The organism is Geodermatophilus aquaeductus (assembly GCF_900182545.1).
In the GTDB taxonomy this organism is placed as follows: domain Bacteria; phylum Actinomycetota; class Actinomycetes; order Mycobacteriales; family Geodermatophilaceae; genus Geodermatophilus; species Geodermatophilus aquaeductus.
On sequence record NZ_FXTJ01000011.1, the window covers coordinates 37893 to 53646 of the forward strand.

Sequence of the window (15754 nt, forward strand, 5' to 3'; positions counted from 1 at the left end):
GCGACTCACTTGAGCAGGTCCTTGGCCTTCTGCAGCATCGTGTGGGCCTCGGTCTGCGGGGTGCTGTAGAGCCGCGGATCGCCCGGGGGCAGCGTCGGGGCGTCGGCGGTGGCCTCGATCGCCGCGGCGCGGAACTCGCTGCGGCCGTCGATCGAGGGACCCGACGCCCAGCGGCCGTTGGCGGCCTCGGGGCCGTCGGAGGCCTGGATGAAGGTGTAGCCCAGGTCGCCGACCTCCTCGTCGAGCGGGAAGGCCTCGGGGACGGGCAGCCCCTCGAGGCCGTCCTCCTTGAGCTGCTCGATGGCGGCCAGCCACTGCTGCTGGTGCATGTGGTCGCGGGTGATGAGGAACCGCAGCAGGTCCTTGACGCCCGGGTCGTCGGTCATGTTGTAGAGCCGGGCCACCTGCAGCCGGCCCTGCATCTCGGCCGTGGCGTTGTACATGAAGTCGGCGTAGAGGTTGCCGCTGGCGGTGACGTACGCGCCGGTCCACGGGTTGCCCATGCTGTCCATGTAGGACGCGGCCTGGCCGTTCTGGATCAGGTGCTGGGGGTTGTGCTGCCCGTAGCCGGCGGCCGCCTCCTTGGTGCGGTCGGCCGAGTCGGGCTTGAGCGGCGCGTGGTCGAGCAGCCGGTCGATCATCGTGACGATCATCTCGACGTGGGCCAGCTCCTCGGTGCCGATCGAGAGGAGCATGTCCTTGTACTTGCCGGGCAGCCGGCAGTTCCAGCCCTGCAGCAGGTACTGGGTGGCGACGGTCATCTCGCCCCACTGACCGCCGAGGACCTCCTGCATCTTGCGGGCGAAGTCCGGGTCGGGACCGTCGGGCTTGGCCTCGTACTGCAGGGCGTGGGTGTGCGTGAACACGGGCTCTCCCTCACATCGCGGTGCGTCGTCGCGTCGCCGCCGCTGCGGTGACACGGGGGATCTGCCCGCGCCCGGTGGCCCGCCCGTGCCGTCAGCTGGCCCGCCGGTGCCAACCTGCAGGGCGGCTCACCTCAGCGGTCGGGGAGCTGGACGCAGAGGGTGAGGCCGGCCGCGGAGGTGGCCCAGACGACCGTGCCCCCGAGGTCGCGGGCGTGCCGCTGCACCGACCACAGGCCCAGTCCGGTGAGGTCGACCGGCGGCGCGTCGTGGCGGAGGTACTGCACCACCCGCTCGGGGTGGGCCACGTCCTGCGTCAGCGCGAGCCGCACCCAGCGCGCGCGGCAGGTCGCGGTGAGCAGCACCGGGGCGCCGTCGCCGTGCCGGTGGGCGTTCTCCAGCAGGTTCGTGAGGATCCGCTGGACCCGGGCGTCGGCCACGGTCACGTCGGCGGCGCAGTCCTGCACCCCCACGGTCAGCTGGTGCGGCGGCAGCCCCGAGGCGGCCACCGAGGCGCGGAGGACGTCGTCGAGCAGCCGGCCGCCGGGCGCCCGCCGGGTGGCCCCGCCGGAGGCGTCGGCGGTGCGCAGCATCGAGGACAGGTGCGCGGTCTGCGCGCGGGCCAGGTCGAGCAGCTCGTCGCGGCCTGCGGGCGCGTGGTCCAGCGAGCGCAGCAGCGCCTCGAGCGAGGCCAGCGGGCTCTTCATGTCGTGGCACATCGCGCGCAGCAGCGCGCTCTCCGGCGTGGGCGGGAGCTCCGGCTCGGGGTCCGGCCGGCGGGCCGCGCGGGCCACGTGGGCGCGCACCACGCGGACCAGGTCGGGGAGCAGCCGTCCGGAACCGGACCGGGCGGTACGGGGTGTGTCGGGGGCCAGGGTCACGGGCACCTCCGGGGTGCGTCGGGCCTGTTCCGCCGGGCGCAACGGGCCGGGTGAGGAGGGTCGTGGGGTCGACCGACGCCGGGGCTGAGCGTCAGACGCACGTGGACGTGGTCGTCGTCGACGACCACCCGCTGTTCAGCCGGGGGCTGTCACTGCTGCTCCCCGGGGTGAGCGAGGGCCGGGTGCGGGTGGTCGCCACCACCGACGACGCGTCCGCGGCGGCCGCGCTGGTGCGCCGGCACCACGCCGACGTCGCCGTCGTGGACCTGCACATGCCGCCGCCGGGCGGCGTGCGCGCCATCGCGGCGATCCGCCGGGCCGACCCGGTGGTCCGCGTGGTGGCGCTGTCCGGCCTGGCCGAGGCCGACGCCGCGCTCGAGGCGCTGCGGGCCGGGGCGGCCGGCTTCCTGCCCAAGAGCGCCGACCCGGAGCACCTGGTCCGCCCGCTGCTGGCGGTGCTCGACGGCTGGTCGGTGGTCCCCGAGGCGCTGCTGCGCCAGCTCCTCGACGACGCCGCGCCGAGCGGCGAGCAGACCGTCGCCGACCGGCTGAGCAGCGACGAGCGCCGGCTGTGGCGGCTGGTGGCCGACGGCACGAGCACCGTCGACATCGCCACCACGCTGCACGTCTCCGAGCGGACGGCCAAGCGGCTCGTGGCCTCGCTGCTGCGCAGCCTCGGCGTGGCCACCCGCGTGGAGGCGGCTGCGCTGGCCGGCCGCGTCGGCCTGGGCAAGCCGACCGGCGGGCTGGGCTGAGCAGGAGCTCCGGCGCTCGGGCGTCATCGAGCGCCGGGCTACCCGGGCCCGTGATCGACACGCGCCGGTGCCGGTGAACTGGCCCCGACGGGCCACCGGCCGCCCGGTGACCCGCCTGGCCCCTCACCGTGGCGGTGAGGCCCCTCCCGACCCGACTAGGGCCGGTTGCGGCGCCGGATGGTGATGATCCCGGCGACGATCAGCAGCAGCGGGAGGATCACGCCCCACAGGAACCAGCCGTACACGGGTCACCCCTCCCGGTCGTGTGCGGGCACGACGTCCCTTACGGCGCCTGCCCGTGACCGTCAGCCTGCGCCGGACCTCCGTGCGGGGCGTCACCCTCCGAGGGTGAGGACGGGAGGTCTCAGCCGGGGGAGTCGGTCGGCGCGGCCGTGGCCCACCGGCCGGAGGCGGCCTCGGTGAACGCGGCGACGTCGGCGGCGGCGATGTCGACCGCGGCGTAGCCGCCGCTGCCCGCGCCGACGCAGGCGACGACGGTGGCCAGGCCCGCGCGCCGCTGGAAGAGGGTCTGCCGCACCTGCCAGCCGACGACGGCGCGCCGCTGCAGCACCGCCTGCTCGCGCACCAGCAGCCCGCTGCGCACGCTGAACGACCGCGGCCCCGTTGCGTGCCCGAGCGCCGCGTAGCGGCCGCGGCCGAGCGGGACGCCGAGCACCGTGAGCACCATCCCGGCGGCGAGCACGCCCCAGAAGCCGGTGGTGAGGGTGAGGACCGTCCCGGCGGCGGTGACGAGCAGCCCGCTGCCGACGGCGCGCACCAGCGCCCGGCGTCGCGCGGCCGGCGGGTGCGGCGTGAGCGGCCCGGGGTCGTCGACGAGCACGCCGAGCAGCCGCTCCGCCTCGGCCCGGGGGCCCAGCGGGAACAGCTGGCCGCGCCGGTTGGCCGCGCCCAGGCCGGTGACCAGGGCGTTGACCCGGGCGGCGCGCACCAGCCGCATGCCCAGCCCCTCGACGAGGGCGCCGCCGCGGACCCGGTCGACCTCCAGCTCGGTGTGCCGCCGGGTCAGCAGCCCGCGGACGGCGACCAGCGAGCCGCCGCGGCGCACCAGCCGGAAGCCCCAGTTGACGACCGCCGCCCCGGCCACCGCGCCGAGAGCCAGCAGCACCAGGACCACGACGGCGGAGGCGACGAGGACGCGGACGTCGGTGAGGTCGGGGCCGTCGACGTCGGGCCGCAGGTCCCGGGGCAGCTCCTGCAGCAGCCGTGACAGCGCGCCGACCGCGGCCAGCGGCACCGCGAGGTAGCTGGCGACCAGCGGCGCATAGAGCAGCCAGCGCCGGTCGAAGCGGGCCAGCTCCTCCTCGGCCGGCTCCTCCGGCAGCGGGGCGGACGGGTCCGTCCCGGCGGGTGTGACGGCGGTGCGACGGTGGGTGAGCACCGAGGTCCGCAGCCGGTCGCCCTCGGCCCGCGGGACGCCGTCGACGACGACCTCCTCGTCCCCGCCCGTCAGCGTCCCGGCCGCGGCGTCGATGCGGACCCGGACCAGCCCGAACAGCCGGTGCAGCGCGGGCGCCTCGACCTCCACGCCGCGGATGCGGTCGTTGGGCACGGTACGCACCGAGCGGGCCAGCAGGCCGCGGGTGAGGACCACCGAGGAGGCGGTGTCGAGGTAGGTCGACCGCCACCACGACAGCGCCGCGAACAGCAGCGACAGCGCCGTCACCGCCGCGACCAGCGCGACGACGACGCCCACGCCGTCGACGCCGACCGCGGCGACGACGGGGATCGCGGCGGGCACGACCTGCCGGGCCTGCCGGAAGGTGACCGTGTGGACCAGGACGATCAGCGGGGAGGTGCGCCGGGGCGCCGTGACCTCCGGCGCCGCCTGCCCCAGGTCGGTCGCCTCGCCCTCCGTCACCCCGCCCTCCGTCACCCCGCCCTCGGTCACGTGGCCTCGTCCCGGACCTGCTCCGCGCGGAGGGCGAGGTCCTCGGCCACCCGCTCGGCGACGCCGACCTCCAGGTGGGGCACCCGGACGGTGCCCTGCGACGACGCGGTGAGCACCGCGACGCTGGCCAGGCCGTAGAGCTGCTGCAGCACGCCGCGGGTGACGTCGACGGTCTGGATCCGCGCGACCGGCACCAGCGTCCAGGTGCGGCTCAGCCAGCCGGTCAGGGCGTGCACCGTCTCCGCGGTGACCTCCCAGCGGTGCACCCGGTAGCGGACGAACGGGCGGATGCCGATGGCGACCACCGCGTAGACGGCGACCAGCGCCGGCAGCAGCCACCGCAGCACCGGGACCGGCCCGCCCACCGACGACGGCACCGCGAGCACGAACACCGCCACCAGGACGCCGTAGACCAGCGTGCCGAGGACCCCCTGGGTGACCCACAGCCAGATCGCCGAGCGCGACAGAGACCAGGCCGGCTCGTGGACCGGGGGTGCGGGGGCAGCGGACATCACGGCCCATCCTCCCAGCCCGGCAGTGACCTCCGTCGCCGGTGCGGCCGGGGCTCACCTGGGAGGATGGGAGCGTGATGCCGCAGCAGGTCCCGACCGTGTCCGCCGTCGAGGTCCCCGAGGACGCCGTCCTCCTCGACGTCCGCGAGGACGGCGAGTGGGTGGCCGGCCACGCCGAGGGCGCCACGCACATCCCGATGGGCGACGTCCCGGCGCGCCTCGACGAGGTGCCCGACGGGGATCCGGTCTACGTCGTCTGCCGCAGCGGCGGGCGCTCGGCGCGGGTGGCCGCCTGGCTCAACCTCAACGGCTACGACGCGGTGAACGTCGGCGGCGGCATGGGCGAGTGGGAGGCGGCCGGCCGGCCCCTGGTGAGCGAGACCGGCCAGCCGCCCTTCGTCCGCTAGGACTTCGGCGCGTACTCCGCGAAGCGCGAGCGCAGGTCCTTCTTCGAGAACTTGCCGACGCTGGTCTTCGGGACCTCGTCGATGAACTCGACGGCGTCGGGCATCCACCACTTGGCCACCAGCGGCTTGAGGTGCTCGAGGATCTCCTCCTCGGTGGCGGTCTCGCCCTCCTTGAGGACGACGCAGGCCAGCGGCCGCTCGTCCCACTTCGGGTGCGGGATGCCGACGACCGCGGCCTCCTTGACCTTCGGGTGGCTCATGATCGCGTTCTCGAGGTCGACCGAGCTGATCCACTCACCGCCGGACTTGATGAGGTCCTTGGTGCGGTCGGCGATGCGGATGGAGCCGAAGGAGTCCATCGCCGCGACGTCGCCGGTGCGCATCCAGCCGTCCTCGGTGGTCAGCACGACGCCGGCGTCGGGGTTGTAGTAGTCCTGCGCGCACCACGGGCCGCGGACCTGCAGCTCACCGGTGGCCTTGTCGTCCCAGGCCTGCGGCTCGAGGGTCTCGGCGTCGACGATCCGCGCCTCGACGCCGAGGAACGGGATGCCGGCGCGGGCGCGCTGGGCGGCCTTGCCCTCGTCGTCGAGGTCGTCGAAGCGGGGCGGCAGGATGCCCGAGGAGGCGACCGGGTGGGTCTCGGTCATCCCCCAGGCCTGCAGGATCGGCAGGCCGACCTGCTCGCGGTAGGCCTCCGACAGCGCCTTGGGCACCGCCGAGCCGCCGCAGCCGATGTCCCGCAGCCTGTGCTTCTTGCCCGCGAGGTGGGGGAGGACGCCCTGCCAGATGGTCGGGACCCCGGCGGTGAAGGTGACGCCCTCGTCGAGGATCAGCTTCGCCAGCGCCTCGGGCTGCATCATCTGGCCGGGCATGACCAGCGAGGCGCCGGCGGCCGGGGCGGCCTGCGCGATGCCCCAGGCGTTGGCGTGGAACATCGGCACGACCGGCATCGCGACGTCGCGGATGCTCAGCCCGAAGGCGTTGGGCATGAGCACGCCCATGGTGTGCAGGAACGTCGAGCGGTGCGAGTAGACGACGCCCTTGGGGTTGCCGGTGGTGCCGCTCGTGTAGCACATGGAGGCGGCGGAGTTCTCGTCGGTGACGTGGAACTCGACCGGCGAGGCCTCGGCCAGCAGCGTCTCGTAGTCGGAGACGCGCGGGTCGTCGGGGATCTCGTTGTCGCTGCCGTCGTCCATGATCACGACGTGCTGCACGGTCTTCATCGTGTCCACGAGCGGCCAGAACAGCGGCAGCACCGAGCGGTCGACGAAGACGACCTCGTCCTCGGCGTGGTTGGCGATGTAGGTCAGCTGCTCCGGGAAGAGCCGGATGTTGAGCGTGTGCAGGACGCGGCCGGACGACGGCGCGGCGAAGTACAGCTCGAGGTGGCGCTGGCTGTTCCAGCCGAAGGTGCCCACCCTGCCGTCGGCGCTGATCCCCAGGGTGTCGAGGACGCCGCCCAGCCGCCGGGTGCGGTCCGCCCACTCGGCGTAGGTCACCTTCGTGACGCCCGAGGGGCTGTTGGTCGCGATCGTCCCGTCGCCGTAGTGCTGCTCGACGTGCCGGAAGATCGCGTCGATGGTGAGGGGGAAGTCCTGCATGAGCCCGCGCATGGCCAGATCGTGCCAGTGACTGCGCTCACGTTCCAGCGGGTCGCCGTTCCAGCTCCCGCAGGGCGTCGGCGCCGACCCACCGGGCGCCGCGGCCGCCCGCCCGGAGCTGCCGCGCTGTCTCGACGGCGCGGGCGCGCAGGCCGGGGCTGCGCTTGCCGATCTGCCGCAGCGCCCAGCTCGCGCCCTTCCGGACGATCGGCCGGTGGTCGTCGGCCCGCTCGGCGACCGCGCGCAGGAACGGCTCGAACCGGTCGTCGTCCGACCGCTCGTCGGCGACCGCCAGCCCGGCCATGACGGCGAAGCCGGCGCGCTTGACGAACGGTTCGGGGCGCGCGCTCCACTCCAGGGCCCTCGACCAGGCGAACGGGGTGTGCCGGACCAGGTTCTGGCAGACCTGGTCGCAGACGTCCCAGGAGTCGAGGCCGGCCGCCCACTCGTCGAGCTGCCGCTCGGTCACCGCCGCCGGCTCCTCGACCAGGCTGGCGAGGATGCGGGCCTCGTGGACGCCGGAGTCCCACAGCCCCGCGGCCAGCTCGTGCGAGCGGCCGAGCTCCTTCGCCAGCGCCCGCAGCTCCGCGACCGTGACGCCGAGGGTCTCCGCGCCGCCGATGCCGTAGCGGGCCATCCCCTCCAGCCGCGCCGGGTCGGCCAGCGCGCGGAGCCGGCCGAGCACCTCCGCGACGTCCACTAGCGGGTCAGGACGACGGGCAGCTCGGCCAGGCCGCGGATGACGAACTCGGGACGGCGCCGTGCCGGGCGGGCCAGCTCCAGCCCCGAGGTCCGCTCCAGCAGCGCACCGAAGGAGGCCTGCAGCTCCACGCGGGCCAGCGGCGCCCCGATGCAGAAGTGCACGCCCGCGCCGAAAGAGATGTGCGGGTTGTCGCTCCGGCCGACGTCGAGGGTGTCGGGGTCGGCGAAGACGGCGGGGTCGCGGTTGGCGGCGCCGAGCAGCGCGGCCACCTTCTGGCCCTCGCGCACGGTCACGCCGCCGACCTCGACGTCGGCCGTGGCGGTGCGCTCGAACAGCTGCAGCGGCGAGTCGAAGCGCATGAGCTCCTCGATCGCCGTCGGCAGGAGCGCCGGGTCCGCCCGCAGCCGCGCCAGCTCGCCGGGGTGCTCGAGCAGCGCCAGCAGCCCGTTGCCACTGACGTTGACCGTGGCCTCGTGGCCGGCGTTGAGCAGCAGGATGCAGGTGGTGACCAGCTCGTCCTCGGTCAGCCGGTCGCCCTCGGAGTCGCGGACGGTGACCAGGTGCGAGAGGAGGTCCTCACCCGGCGCACGGCGGCGCTGCGCGGCGAGCTCCCGCAGGTAGGCGACGAACTCCGCGGCGGCCTGCTCGGCCGCGTCCTCGACCGCCGTCGTCCGCCCGTACTCGTACATCTTCACGATGGCGTTGGACCACGGCCGCAGCAGCGGGCGGTCGGCCGCGGGCACGCCGAGCAGCTCGGCGATGACGGCGACCGGCAGCTCCTCGGCCATCCCGGACAGGACGTCGACCGGCTCGCTGCCGCCGGAGCGCTCGACCAGGCCGTCGACCAGCTCGCCGGCGAGGTCCTGCACCCACGGGCGCAGCCGCTCGACGTGGCCGCGGGCGAACGCCGCGCTGATCAGCCGGCGCAGGCGGGTGTGGTCGGGCGGCTCCATCTCGAGGATGGCGTTGCGGTGGATGAGGTTGAACGCGCCGAAGCGCTCGCCCGGCTCCCGGTCCCGCCAGATGCGGCCCAGCCGCCGGTCGCGCAGGACGGCGTTGCTCTCGGCGTGGGTGAACGCCAGCCACAGCCCCAGGCCCTCGTGCCACTGCACCGGCGCGACGACGCGGGCGGCGGCGAAGGCGGGATAGGGGTCGGCGACGACGGCGGGGTCGGTGAGGTCGAGCGGTGCCGCCACGGAGGTCACGGCTGCCGACCCTATGCGGCGTGGGCACCGCCGCGGCCCCACATACCCTGGGCCGCATGGCCCGTTCCGCGACCCGCCGCCGTCCCGCGCCCGCACCCGCCGCCGGCGAGATCAACCCCAAGGCCCCGTGTCCCTGCGGGTCGGGCCGCCGGTACAAGCACTGCCACGGCTCGGGCTACGCGCCGCCGGTGACCCGCCCGTTCGAGGGCCTGCCCGGCGAGCCGGACTGGGTGGCGCTGCGCGAGCTCGTGCCGGCCGCCACCGCACTCCTGCAGACGACGGACGGGCGCGAGGTCACCCTCGCCAGCGTGCTGCCCGGCGGCGCGCCGGCACTGGTCCGCAGCAACGGCGAGATCCTGCTCGGCGTCCAGCTGCCGGCCTCCTCCGACGACGTCAGCCGCGACCTCGGCACCGCCCTCGCCGCCGCGCTCGAGTCGCCGGCCGGCGCGCCGGTGGACCCGGGCCCGATCGGCGCCGCTGGTTCTGCGGGGCCGCGGCTGCAGGAGCTGCTGGACCTGACCGCGCCGCTCGAGGTGACCGTGCACCCCGACTTCGGCTTCTGGCTGGAGGGCACCGACGCCAGCGCCGCCGCGCGCGCCGGCCTGGAGCGGGCCAACGAGGCCGTGCTGCCGACCGAGCGCCTGGAGGGGCTCGAGGCGGCGTACTGGGTGCGGCCCGGCAACGAGCGCGCCCACCTGCGCTGGGTGCGGCCCGAGGCCGAGGAGCCGCTGCTCGACGCGCTGGCCCGGCTCTCGGCGTCCGAGCAGCTGCTGCTCGGCGAGGGCACTCGCTACGCCGGCGCCTTCCGCGCCCACGGTCTGGTCGTCCCGGTGTGGGACCTGCCCGCCGACACCCCCGCGCAGGAGTGGGCCGGCCCGGCCGCGGAGTTCGCCACCCGCCTCGAGCAGGCGCTGGCCGCCACCGGCCCGCTGAGCGCCGACGAGCGCCGCGCCCGCGCCGGCCTGCTCTCCCGCCAGGTCACGCTGCGCTGACCTCCCGAGGGCGGGTGTCCTCCCGCTGACGCTCGTGCTCTGCCCCGCCTCGCGGGGCAGAGCACGAGCGTCAGCCAGGACACCTGTCCCGCCTCTCCTTCGTGCTCTGCCCACAGTCGTGGGCAGAGCACGAGCGTCCGCGGAGGAGCGCGGCCCGGCCCTCAGAGGGTGCGGATGAGGTGGCGGAAGAACACCGCGCCGCGGTGCAGCGCGGCGACGCTGATCCGCTCGTCGGCCGCGTGCAGTGCGTCGAGCTCGCCGCGGGACAGGTCGAAGGGCATGAACCGGTAGACGCTGTCGCTGATCTGCGCGAAGTGCCGCGCGTCGCTGGCCTGCACCATCAGGTACGGGGCCACCGCCGCCTCCGGGTACACCGCCCGCACGGCCGCGCCGAGCGCCGCGTAGGCCTCGTTGTCGGTCCGCGAGACCGGTGACGGGTCGGTGCCCGAGAGCACCCGCACCTCGACCGAGGGGTCGCCGACCACCCGGCGGAGCCGCTCGACCGTCGACTGCACGGTCTCACCGAGCGCGATGCGGATGTTCAGGTGCGCCCGGGCCCGCGTGGCCAGCACGTTGCGCGCGCTGCTGCCCTCGAGCTCGGTGACCGCCACCGTCGTCCGCACCAGCGCGTTGGCCTCCCGGCTGGCCCGCGCCAGCGCCGTCGCCAGCAGCGGCCGCAGCGCGCGGGCGTTGGCGAACAGCGCCCGGTACGCCCCGGAGGCGTGCCGGCCGGCGGCGTCGACCATCCCCAGCACGACGTCGTCGAGCCGGGCGGGGAACGGCGCGGCGTCCAGCCGCAGGATCGCCCGCGCCAGCCGGGCCGGGGCGCCGTCCGGCGTGGGCGAGGACGCGTGCCCGCCGGGGTCGGAGGTGACCAGGTCGACGTCGAGCAGGCCCTTCTCGGCCAGCCCGACGACGGCGATCTGCCCCGGCACACCCGGGAAGACGCCGGTCACCACGGCGCCGCCCTCGTCCACGACCGCCCACGGCTCGATGCCGCGGTCGCGGAACACCTGCACGGCCTGCTGGGCGCCGGCGCCGAGGACCTCCTCGTCGTTGCTGGAGGAGACGTAGACGTCGCGCGCCGGCGTGTGCCCCGCGGCGGCCAGCGACTCGACCGCCTCGAGCACCGCGACCAGCGAGCCCTTGTCGTCGACGGCGCCCCGGCCGTGCACGAAGCCGTCCTCGACCGCCCCGGAGAACGGGTCGCGGGTCCAGGCCTGGCCGGTGACCGGGACGACGTCGTGGTGGGCCATGAGCACCAGCGGCGGGCGGTCGGTGCCGCTGCGCCAGCGCCAGAGCAGCGCCCCGCCGTCGAGGACCTCCCGCTCGAGCACCCGGTGGGTGTGCGGGTACAGCTCGGCGAGCCGGTCGCGGAACCGCGCGAACGCCGCGGCATCGACCTGGCCGGGATCGGGCGAGGAGACGGTCGGGATGCGGATCAGCTCGCCCAGCCGGGCCGCGGCGGCGTCGGCGTCCAGGCCGGAGGCGTCCGCGGGCGGGACGGGGTCGCCGACTGGCCGGAAGCGGACGACCCGACGCGCGAGAGCGGCGGCGCCCGCGGCCGCGGTGCCGAGCAGGAGCGGTGCGGTCCTCACGCGACCTCCCGCACGCCCACGGCCTCGGGCCGGTCGGAGAAGGCCAGCCGCGGCACGAACACCAGCGACAGCGCGGCCAGCCACGCCGTCGCCCCGCAGACAACCCAGACGGTGACGTAGCCCGACAGCGACCCGGCCGTCCCCGTGGACCCGGCGGCCAGGGCGACGGCGAAGACGGCGGAGGCGACGCTGCCGCCGAGCACCTTGGTCGTGTTGGTCAGCCCGGTGGCCACCCCGGTGCGGCCGGCCGGTGCGGCCGCGGCCGCGGCCGCGGGGAGCGCCGCCACGAGCGCCCCGGAGCCGAGGCCGGCGACCACCATCGCCCCGAGGACCTGCGGCAGCGTGTCGTGCAGCGGCAGGAGCAGGAGGTACCCGAGGCCGGTGAGCGTCGCGGCGCCGATGAGCGTGACCCGCGGGGTGGTGGCCTGCGAGACGCGGGAGAACTGGCTCGCGCCGGCCAGCATCGACACCACGTAGCCGCCGATGACGATCGACACCTCGCTCGTGGACAGGCCCAGGCCGTAGCCGTAGACCTCCGGGTCGGTGCGCGCGAAGGTCGACAGCGGACCCTGGGCGCCGAGCACGCTCACGCCGAACAGACCGGCGGTCAGCTGCACCGGCCACATGCTGGGGGAGCGCAGCACCCGGAAGTCGACCAGCGGGTCCTCCCGGCGCAGCTCGTAGCGGACGAACGGCACGGCCAGTGCCACGCCGAGCGCGGTCACCAGCCAGGGCCACGGCTCTCCGGCGCCGTTGATGCGCACGAACGTCAGGCCACCCGTGATCACCAGCAGGACGACGCTGAGCAGCGCGACGCCGGTGACGTCGACGTCCCCGCTGCGGCGGTCGGTGCTCTCCGGCACGCGGGTCAGCACGACGACGCAGACGCCGACGACGAGCACCCCCGGGAGCAGCAGCACCAGCCAGAACCGCCCCGCGAACGCGGCGCCGACCTGCCCGCCGCCCAGGGCACCCACGATGGCGCCGGCCTGCAGCGCCGCGACGATCAGCCCGGTCGCCCGGCGGGTGCTCGCCGCGGCGTCGGCGCGGCCGCGCGAGCGCGAGTGGATCAGCGCGACCTGCAGCGGCAGCCAGGCGGAGTAGACGCCCTGCAGCGCCCAGGCCACGAGGAAGAGGCCGAAGTCCTGGGCGGTCGCCAGCAGCACCGTGGCTGCCGCGACCACGACCGCCGAGGTCAGCAGCATCCGGCGGTGGCCGTACAGGTCGCCCAGCTTGGCCAGCACCGGCACGGCGATCGCCGAGAGCATGAGCTGGGCGGCCTCGAGCCAGTTGACGTCGGCGTCGTTCACCCCGAGGTGCCGGGCGACGTCGGTCAGCAGCGGGACGTAGTAGCCCTGCAGCACGCCGCTGGTGAACTCCACGAAGACGAGGAAGCCGACCAGCCCCCCGCCGAGCCCCGCGATCCGGCCGCTGCGCCGGGCGGCCTGCGTACCTGTCACGCCTCGCGTCCTCTCACCGGGACCTCCCGGGACGGGAGGGGGTACGGCAGCGTACTGAGCCGCGTTGTCGCGCCGGGAGGTCTACAGCGGGTCGCGCCACACCGGGCAGGACATGCACCGGGGCCCGCCGCGGCCGCTGCCGAGCTCCGAGCCGGCGATGCGCACGACCTCGATGCCCGCCGCCTCCAGCGCGGCGTTCGTGACGGTGTTGCGCTCGTAGGCCACCGCCAGCCGCGGGGCCAGCGCGAGGGTGTTGTTGCCGTCGTCCCACTGCTCGCGCTCGGCGGTGACCGGGTCCAGGCCGGTGTCGATCACCCGCAGCCGCTCGATGCCCATGGCCTCGGCCGCGGCGACGACGAACGGTGCCGGGCCGCGGACGACGAGGTCGGTCGTGTCGTCGTCGTCCGGGACGGCGTCGGCGGTGACCGTCCAGGCCACGAGCGTGTCGGCCACCGCGGGGTACATGACCATCGCGTCGACGTCGACCATCGTGGCGATCGTGTCCAGGTGCATCGTCGCCCGCTCCTGCGCGATCGGGACGACGAGCACCGTGTGGGCCAGTCCCCGCGCGAACACCCGGCGGGCCAGCCGCTCGGCGCCGCCGGGCGTGGTCCGCTCGCCGACCCCCACGGCCACCACCCCCGGGGCCAGCAGCAGGACGTCACCGCCCTCGAGGTGCTCCAGCGAGGAGTCGTAGAGCTGCTCGGCGCCGGCGAAGCGCGGGTGGTACGTGGCGATCGCCCGGGTGATCGTGCTCTCCCGGTGCCGGGCGGGCATGGCCAGCGAGGTGATCGCCACCTGGTCGCCCACCCACACCGAGGAGTCGCGGGTGAACAGCAGGTTGGGCAGCGGCGGGACGACGAAGTCGTGCCGGTCCATGACCTGGTAGGCCAGGCCCCGGCCGCCGCGCAGCTCGTCGTGCGCCAGCCCGGCCATCAGCGCGCCGGCCAGGTCCTCCGGCGGGAGGCCGGCGAGGTGGGCGGCCGCGGCCCGGGTGAGGGTGGCCCCGAGGCGGGGGTCGTCGACGGCGGCGGTGATGAGCTCCCCGCGTGCCTCGGGGGAGGTCAGCACCTCGGTCAGCAGCCGGTCGAGGTACAGGACCTCGACGCCGCGGCCGGTGAGCGCGGCGGCGAACGCGTCGTGCTCCTCCTGCGCGCGGGCCACCCAGGGCACGCCGTCGAAGAGCAGCTGGTCGTTGTTGCGCGGCGTGAGCCGGCGCAGCTCGGCGCCCGGCCGGTGCAGGACCACCGTCCGCAGCGGGCCGACCTCGCTGGTCACGCCCAGGGCGGCGGTCTCGGCGGCGGGTGCACTCATGGGGGGCAGGCTGGCACACCGGGCGTGCCGGGGCCGCGCGACCCGTGCGCCGTCACCGCGTCGAGGCGACCTCCTGCCCGTGCACGATGACGGCCCAGATCACGAGCACGTCGAACGCGATCACCAGGACCGACCAGACGGGGTAGGCCGGCAGGAACGCCAGGTGCACCACCGCGCTCAGCGCGGCGTACCCCACCGCCACGGCCTGGGCGACGCGGTTGCCCCGCATCATGCCCGCGCCGGTGAGGATCCCCGCCACGCCGAGGACGAGGTGCACCCAGCCCCAGACGGTGTAGCCGGCGGCGACGAGCAGCGCGTCGACCCGCACCACGTAGAAGTCGTCGTTGACGAGTGCGGTGACGCCCTCCATCACCGAGAGCAGACCGATCAGCACGAGCAGGACGCCGGCGAAGGCGATCCACGCCGCCCAGCCGCTCGGCCGGTCCCCGTAGCTGTTGCCGTAGGCGCCGACGTGGGCCTGCGCCTGCCAGTTCGCCTCCGGCTGCCTCTGCGACGACGCGTTGGTCATGGCCGCGCTCCCTCCCGGCAGGACCACCCCGCCCGGTCCCCGAGCCTGGCTCCCGGCCGGCGCGCGCACCTCACGCGGAACGGGTGACCCGAGGTCGGCCGGGCGCGCTCGGGGGCCACCGGCCGGCCCGGATAGGGTGCCCGCGCCGGGGGCCGACCACGTCCCCACGACCGCGTGGAGGACACCTCGTGGACCTGTTCGACCTGACCGGGAAGGTCGCCGTCGTCACCGGCGGCACCCGCGGCATCGGCCTGATGATGGCCCGCGGCCTGCTGCAGGCCGGGGCGTCGGTCTACGTCTCCTCGCGCAAGCCGGAGGCCGGCGAGCAGGCCGCCGCCGAGCTCGCGGAGTACGGCCGGGTCGAGTCGATCCCCGCCGACATCAGCACCGAGGCCGAGTGCGTGCGGCTGGCCGAGGAGCTCGGCCGGCGCGAGGAGCGCGTGCACGTGCTGGTGAACAACGCCGGCGCCACCTGGGGCGAGCCGTTCGAGACGTTCCCCGCCTCGGCCTGGGACAAGGTCCTCGACCTCAACCTCAAGGCGCCGTTCTTCCTCACCCGGGCGATGCTGCCGCTGCTCGAGGCCGCCGCCAGCGACGACGACCCCGCCCGCGTGGTCAACGTCGGCAGCATCGACGGCCTGCACGTCCCGGTCCTGCCCACCTACTCGTACTCGTCGAGCAAGGCCGCGGTGCACCAGCTCACCCGGCACCTGGCCAAGGAGCTGGGGCCCAGGCGCATCACCGTCAACGCCGTCGCCCCCGGGCCGTTCGAGTCCAAAATGATGGCCGCCACGCTCGCCGCCCGCGGTGACGAGATCGCCGCCAGCTCGCCGCTCGGCCGCATCGGCCGTCCCGACGACATGGCCGGCGTCGTCGTCTACCTGGCCAGCCGGGCCGGCGCGTACGTGACCGGCGCCGTCATCCCCGTCGACGGCGGCCGCGCGACCACCCTCTGACAGCCGTTCCGGTTCCCGACGGCCCCTCTGCAGGGGCCCGCCGCGAGCGTGCGAGCGGTGGGGGGCAGA

General features: G+C 75.4%; 15 protein-coding genes. 4 read left to right on the top strand and 11 right to left on the bottom strand.

Translation table 11 applies throughout. The annotated features are described in order from the left end of the window. Positions 1 to 5 precede the first annotated feature (5 nt). Together FN207_RS21220 and FN207_RS21225 are read right to left on the bottom strand one after the other, a co-directional pair. Positions 6 to 866 (bottom strand): manganese catalase, encoded by an 861-nt coding sequence (locus tag FN207_RS21220; RefSeq protein WP_142460451.1) that lies wholly within the window; start codon positions 864 to 866, stop codon positions 6 to 8. A gap of 131 nt (positions 867 to 997) precedes the next feature. Beyond that, positions 998 to 1744 carry a sensor histidine kinase gene (locus FN207_RS21225; protein WP_142460452.1) on the bottom strand — a complete coding sequence of 249 codons (747 nt, stop codon included), beginning with the start codon at positions 1742 to 1744 and terminating at the stop codon, positions 998 to 1000. Positions 1745 to 1806: 62 nt separating this feature from the next. Here FN207_RS21225 and FN207_RS21230 point away from each other — a divergent pair, with 62 nt between their 5' ends. Continuing rightward, positions 1807 to 2499, top strand: a complete 693-nt coding sequence (locus FN207_RS21230) for a response regulator (RefSeq protein WP_246066235.1) — start codon at positions 1807 to 1809, stop codon at positions 2497 to 2499. A gap of 364 nt (positions 2500 to 2863) precedes the next feature. Here the strand turns inward: FN207_RS21230 and FN207_RS21240 are convergent, their stop codons facing one another. Further along, positions 2864 to 4408 carry a PH domain-containing protein gene (locus FN207_RS21240; RefSeq protein ID WP_246066236.1) on the bottom strand — a complete coding sequence of 515 codons (1545 nt, stop codon included), beginning with the start codon at positions 4406 to 4408 and terminating at the stop codon, positions 2864 to 2866. Continuing rightward, positions 4405 to 4920: a PH domain-containing protein gene (locus FN207_RS26495; RefSeq protein ID WP_185938475.1), complete on the bottom strand. Its 516-nt coding sequence runs from the start codon at positions 4918 to 4920 to the stop codon at positions 4405 to 4407. The genes FN207_RS21240 and FN207_RS26495 overlap by 4 nt, the downstream gene beginning before the upstream one ends. A gap of 77 nt (positions 4921 to 4997) precedes the next feature. Here FN207_RS26495 and FN207_RS21245 point away from each other — a divergent pair, with 77 nt between their 5' ends. Continuing rightward, a complete protein-coding gene (locus tag FN207_RS21245; protein WP_142460530.1) occupies positions 4998 to 5327 on the top strand; it encodes a rhodanese-like domain-containing protein in 330 nt (109 codons plus the stop codon). Here the strand turns inward: FN207_RS21245 and FN207_RS21250 are convergent. Genes FN207_RS21250 through FN207_RS21260 form a run of 3 tightly spaced genes read right to left on the bottom strand, consistent with a single transcriptional unit; the run spans position 5324 to position 8836 of the window. Continuing rightward, the gene (locus FN207_RS21250) at positions 5324 to 6940 is read right to left on the bottom strand and encodes a long-chain fatty acid--CoA ligase (RefSeq protein WP_142460455.1); all 1617 of its coding nucleotides are present in this window, start codon (positions 6938 to 6940) and stop codon (positions 5324 to 5326) included. The genes FN207_RS21245 and FN207_RS21250 overlap by 4 nt on opposite strands. Before the next feature lie 25 nt (positions 6941 to 6965). Then, on the bottom strand, positions 6966 to 7628 hold the full coding sequence (locus tag FN207_RS21255; protein WP_221888339.1) for a DNA alkylation repair protein: 663 nt from the start codon (positions 7626 to 7628) through the stop codon (positions 6966 to 6968). Further along, on the bottom strand, positions 7628 to 8836 hold the full coding sequence (locus FN207_RS21260) for a cytochrome P450 (RefSeq protein WP_142460456.1): 1209 nt from the start codon (positions 8834 to 8836) through the stop codon (positions 7628 to 7630). Before FN207_RS21260 ends, FN207_RS21255 begins: the two co-directional genes overlap by 1 nt. Positions 8837 to 8892: 56 nt before the next feature. Between FN207_RS21260 and FN207_RS21265 the strand changes: the two genes are divergently transcribed. Then, positions 8893 to 9828, top strand: coding sequence for a DUF5926 family protein (locus FN207_RS21265; protein WP_142460457.1), 936 nt, complete (start codon positions 8893 to 8895; stop codon positions 9826 to 9828). Positions 9829 to 9989: 161 nt separating this feature from the next. Here the strand turns inward: FN207_RS21265 and FN207_RS21270 are convergent, their stop codons facing one another. From FN207_RS21270 to FN207_RS21285, 4 genes are all read right to left on the bottom strand, one after another. Then, positions 9990 to 11426, bottom strand: coding sequence for a M20/M25/M40 family metallo-hydrolase (locus FN207_RS21270; RefSeq protein WP_221888340.1), 1437 nt, complete (start codon positions 11424 to 11426; stop codon positions 9990 to 9992). Next, positions 11423 to 12886, bottom strand: a complete 1464-nt coding sequence (locus FN207_RS21275) for an MFS transporter (protein ID WP_142460458.1) — start codon at positions 12884 to 12886, stop codon at positions 11423 to 11425. Before FN207_RS21275 ends, FN207_RS21270 begins: the two co-directional genes overlap by 4 nt. Before the next feature lie 81 nt (positions 12887 to 12967). Beyond that, entirely contained in the window at positions 12968 to 14200 is a 1233-nt protein-coding gene (locus FN207_RS21280; protein ID WP_142460459.1) for an arginine deiminase, read from the bottom strand. 52 nt (positions 14201 to 14252) lie between these two features. Next, positions 14253 to 14729, bottom strand: a complete 477-nt coding sequence (locus tag FN207_RS21285; RefSeq protein WP_142460460.1) for a DUF7144 family membrane protein — start codon at positions 14727 to 14729, stop codon at positions 14253 to 14255. A gap of 188 nt (positions 14730 to 14917) precedes the next feature. Here FN207_RS21285 and FN207_RS21290 point away from each other — a divergent pair, with 188 nt between their 5' ends. Next, a complete protein-coding gene (locus FN207_RS21290; RefSeq protein WP_142460461.1) occupies positions 14918 to 15685 on the top strand; it encodes an SDR family oxidoreductase in 768 nt (255 codons plus the stop codon). Positions 15686 to 15754 lie beyond the last annotated feature (69 nt).

Excerpts from the sequence above, each read along its gene's own strand:
- FN207_RS26495 (WP_185938475.1), bottom strand. The coding sequence starts at position 4,920 with ATGTCCGCTGCCCCCGCACCCCCGGTCCACGAGCCGGCCTGGTCTCTG.
- FN207_RS21245 (WP_142460530.1), top strand. The coding sequence starts at position 4,998 with ATGCCGCAGCAGGTCCCGACCGTGTCCGCCGTCGAGGTCCCCGAGGAC.
- FN207_RS21250 (WP_142460455.1), bottom strand. The coding sequence starts at position 6,940 with ATGCGCGGGCTCATGCAGGACTTCCCCCTCACCATCGACGCGATCTTC.
- FN207_RS21265 (WP_142460457.1), top strand. The coding sequence starts at position 8,893 with ATGGCCCGTTCCGCGACCCGCCGCCGTCCCGCGCCCGCACCCGCCGCC.
- FN207_RS21280 (WP_142460459.1), bottom strand. The coding sequence starts at position 14,200 with ATGAGTGCACCCGCCGCCGAGACCGCCGCCCTGGGCGTGACCAGCGAG.
- FN207_RS21285 (WP_142460460.1), bottom strand. The coding sequence starts at position 14,729 with ATGACCAACGCGTCGTCGCAGAGGCAGCCGGAGGCGAACTGGCAGGCG.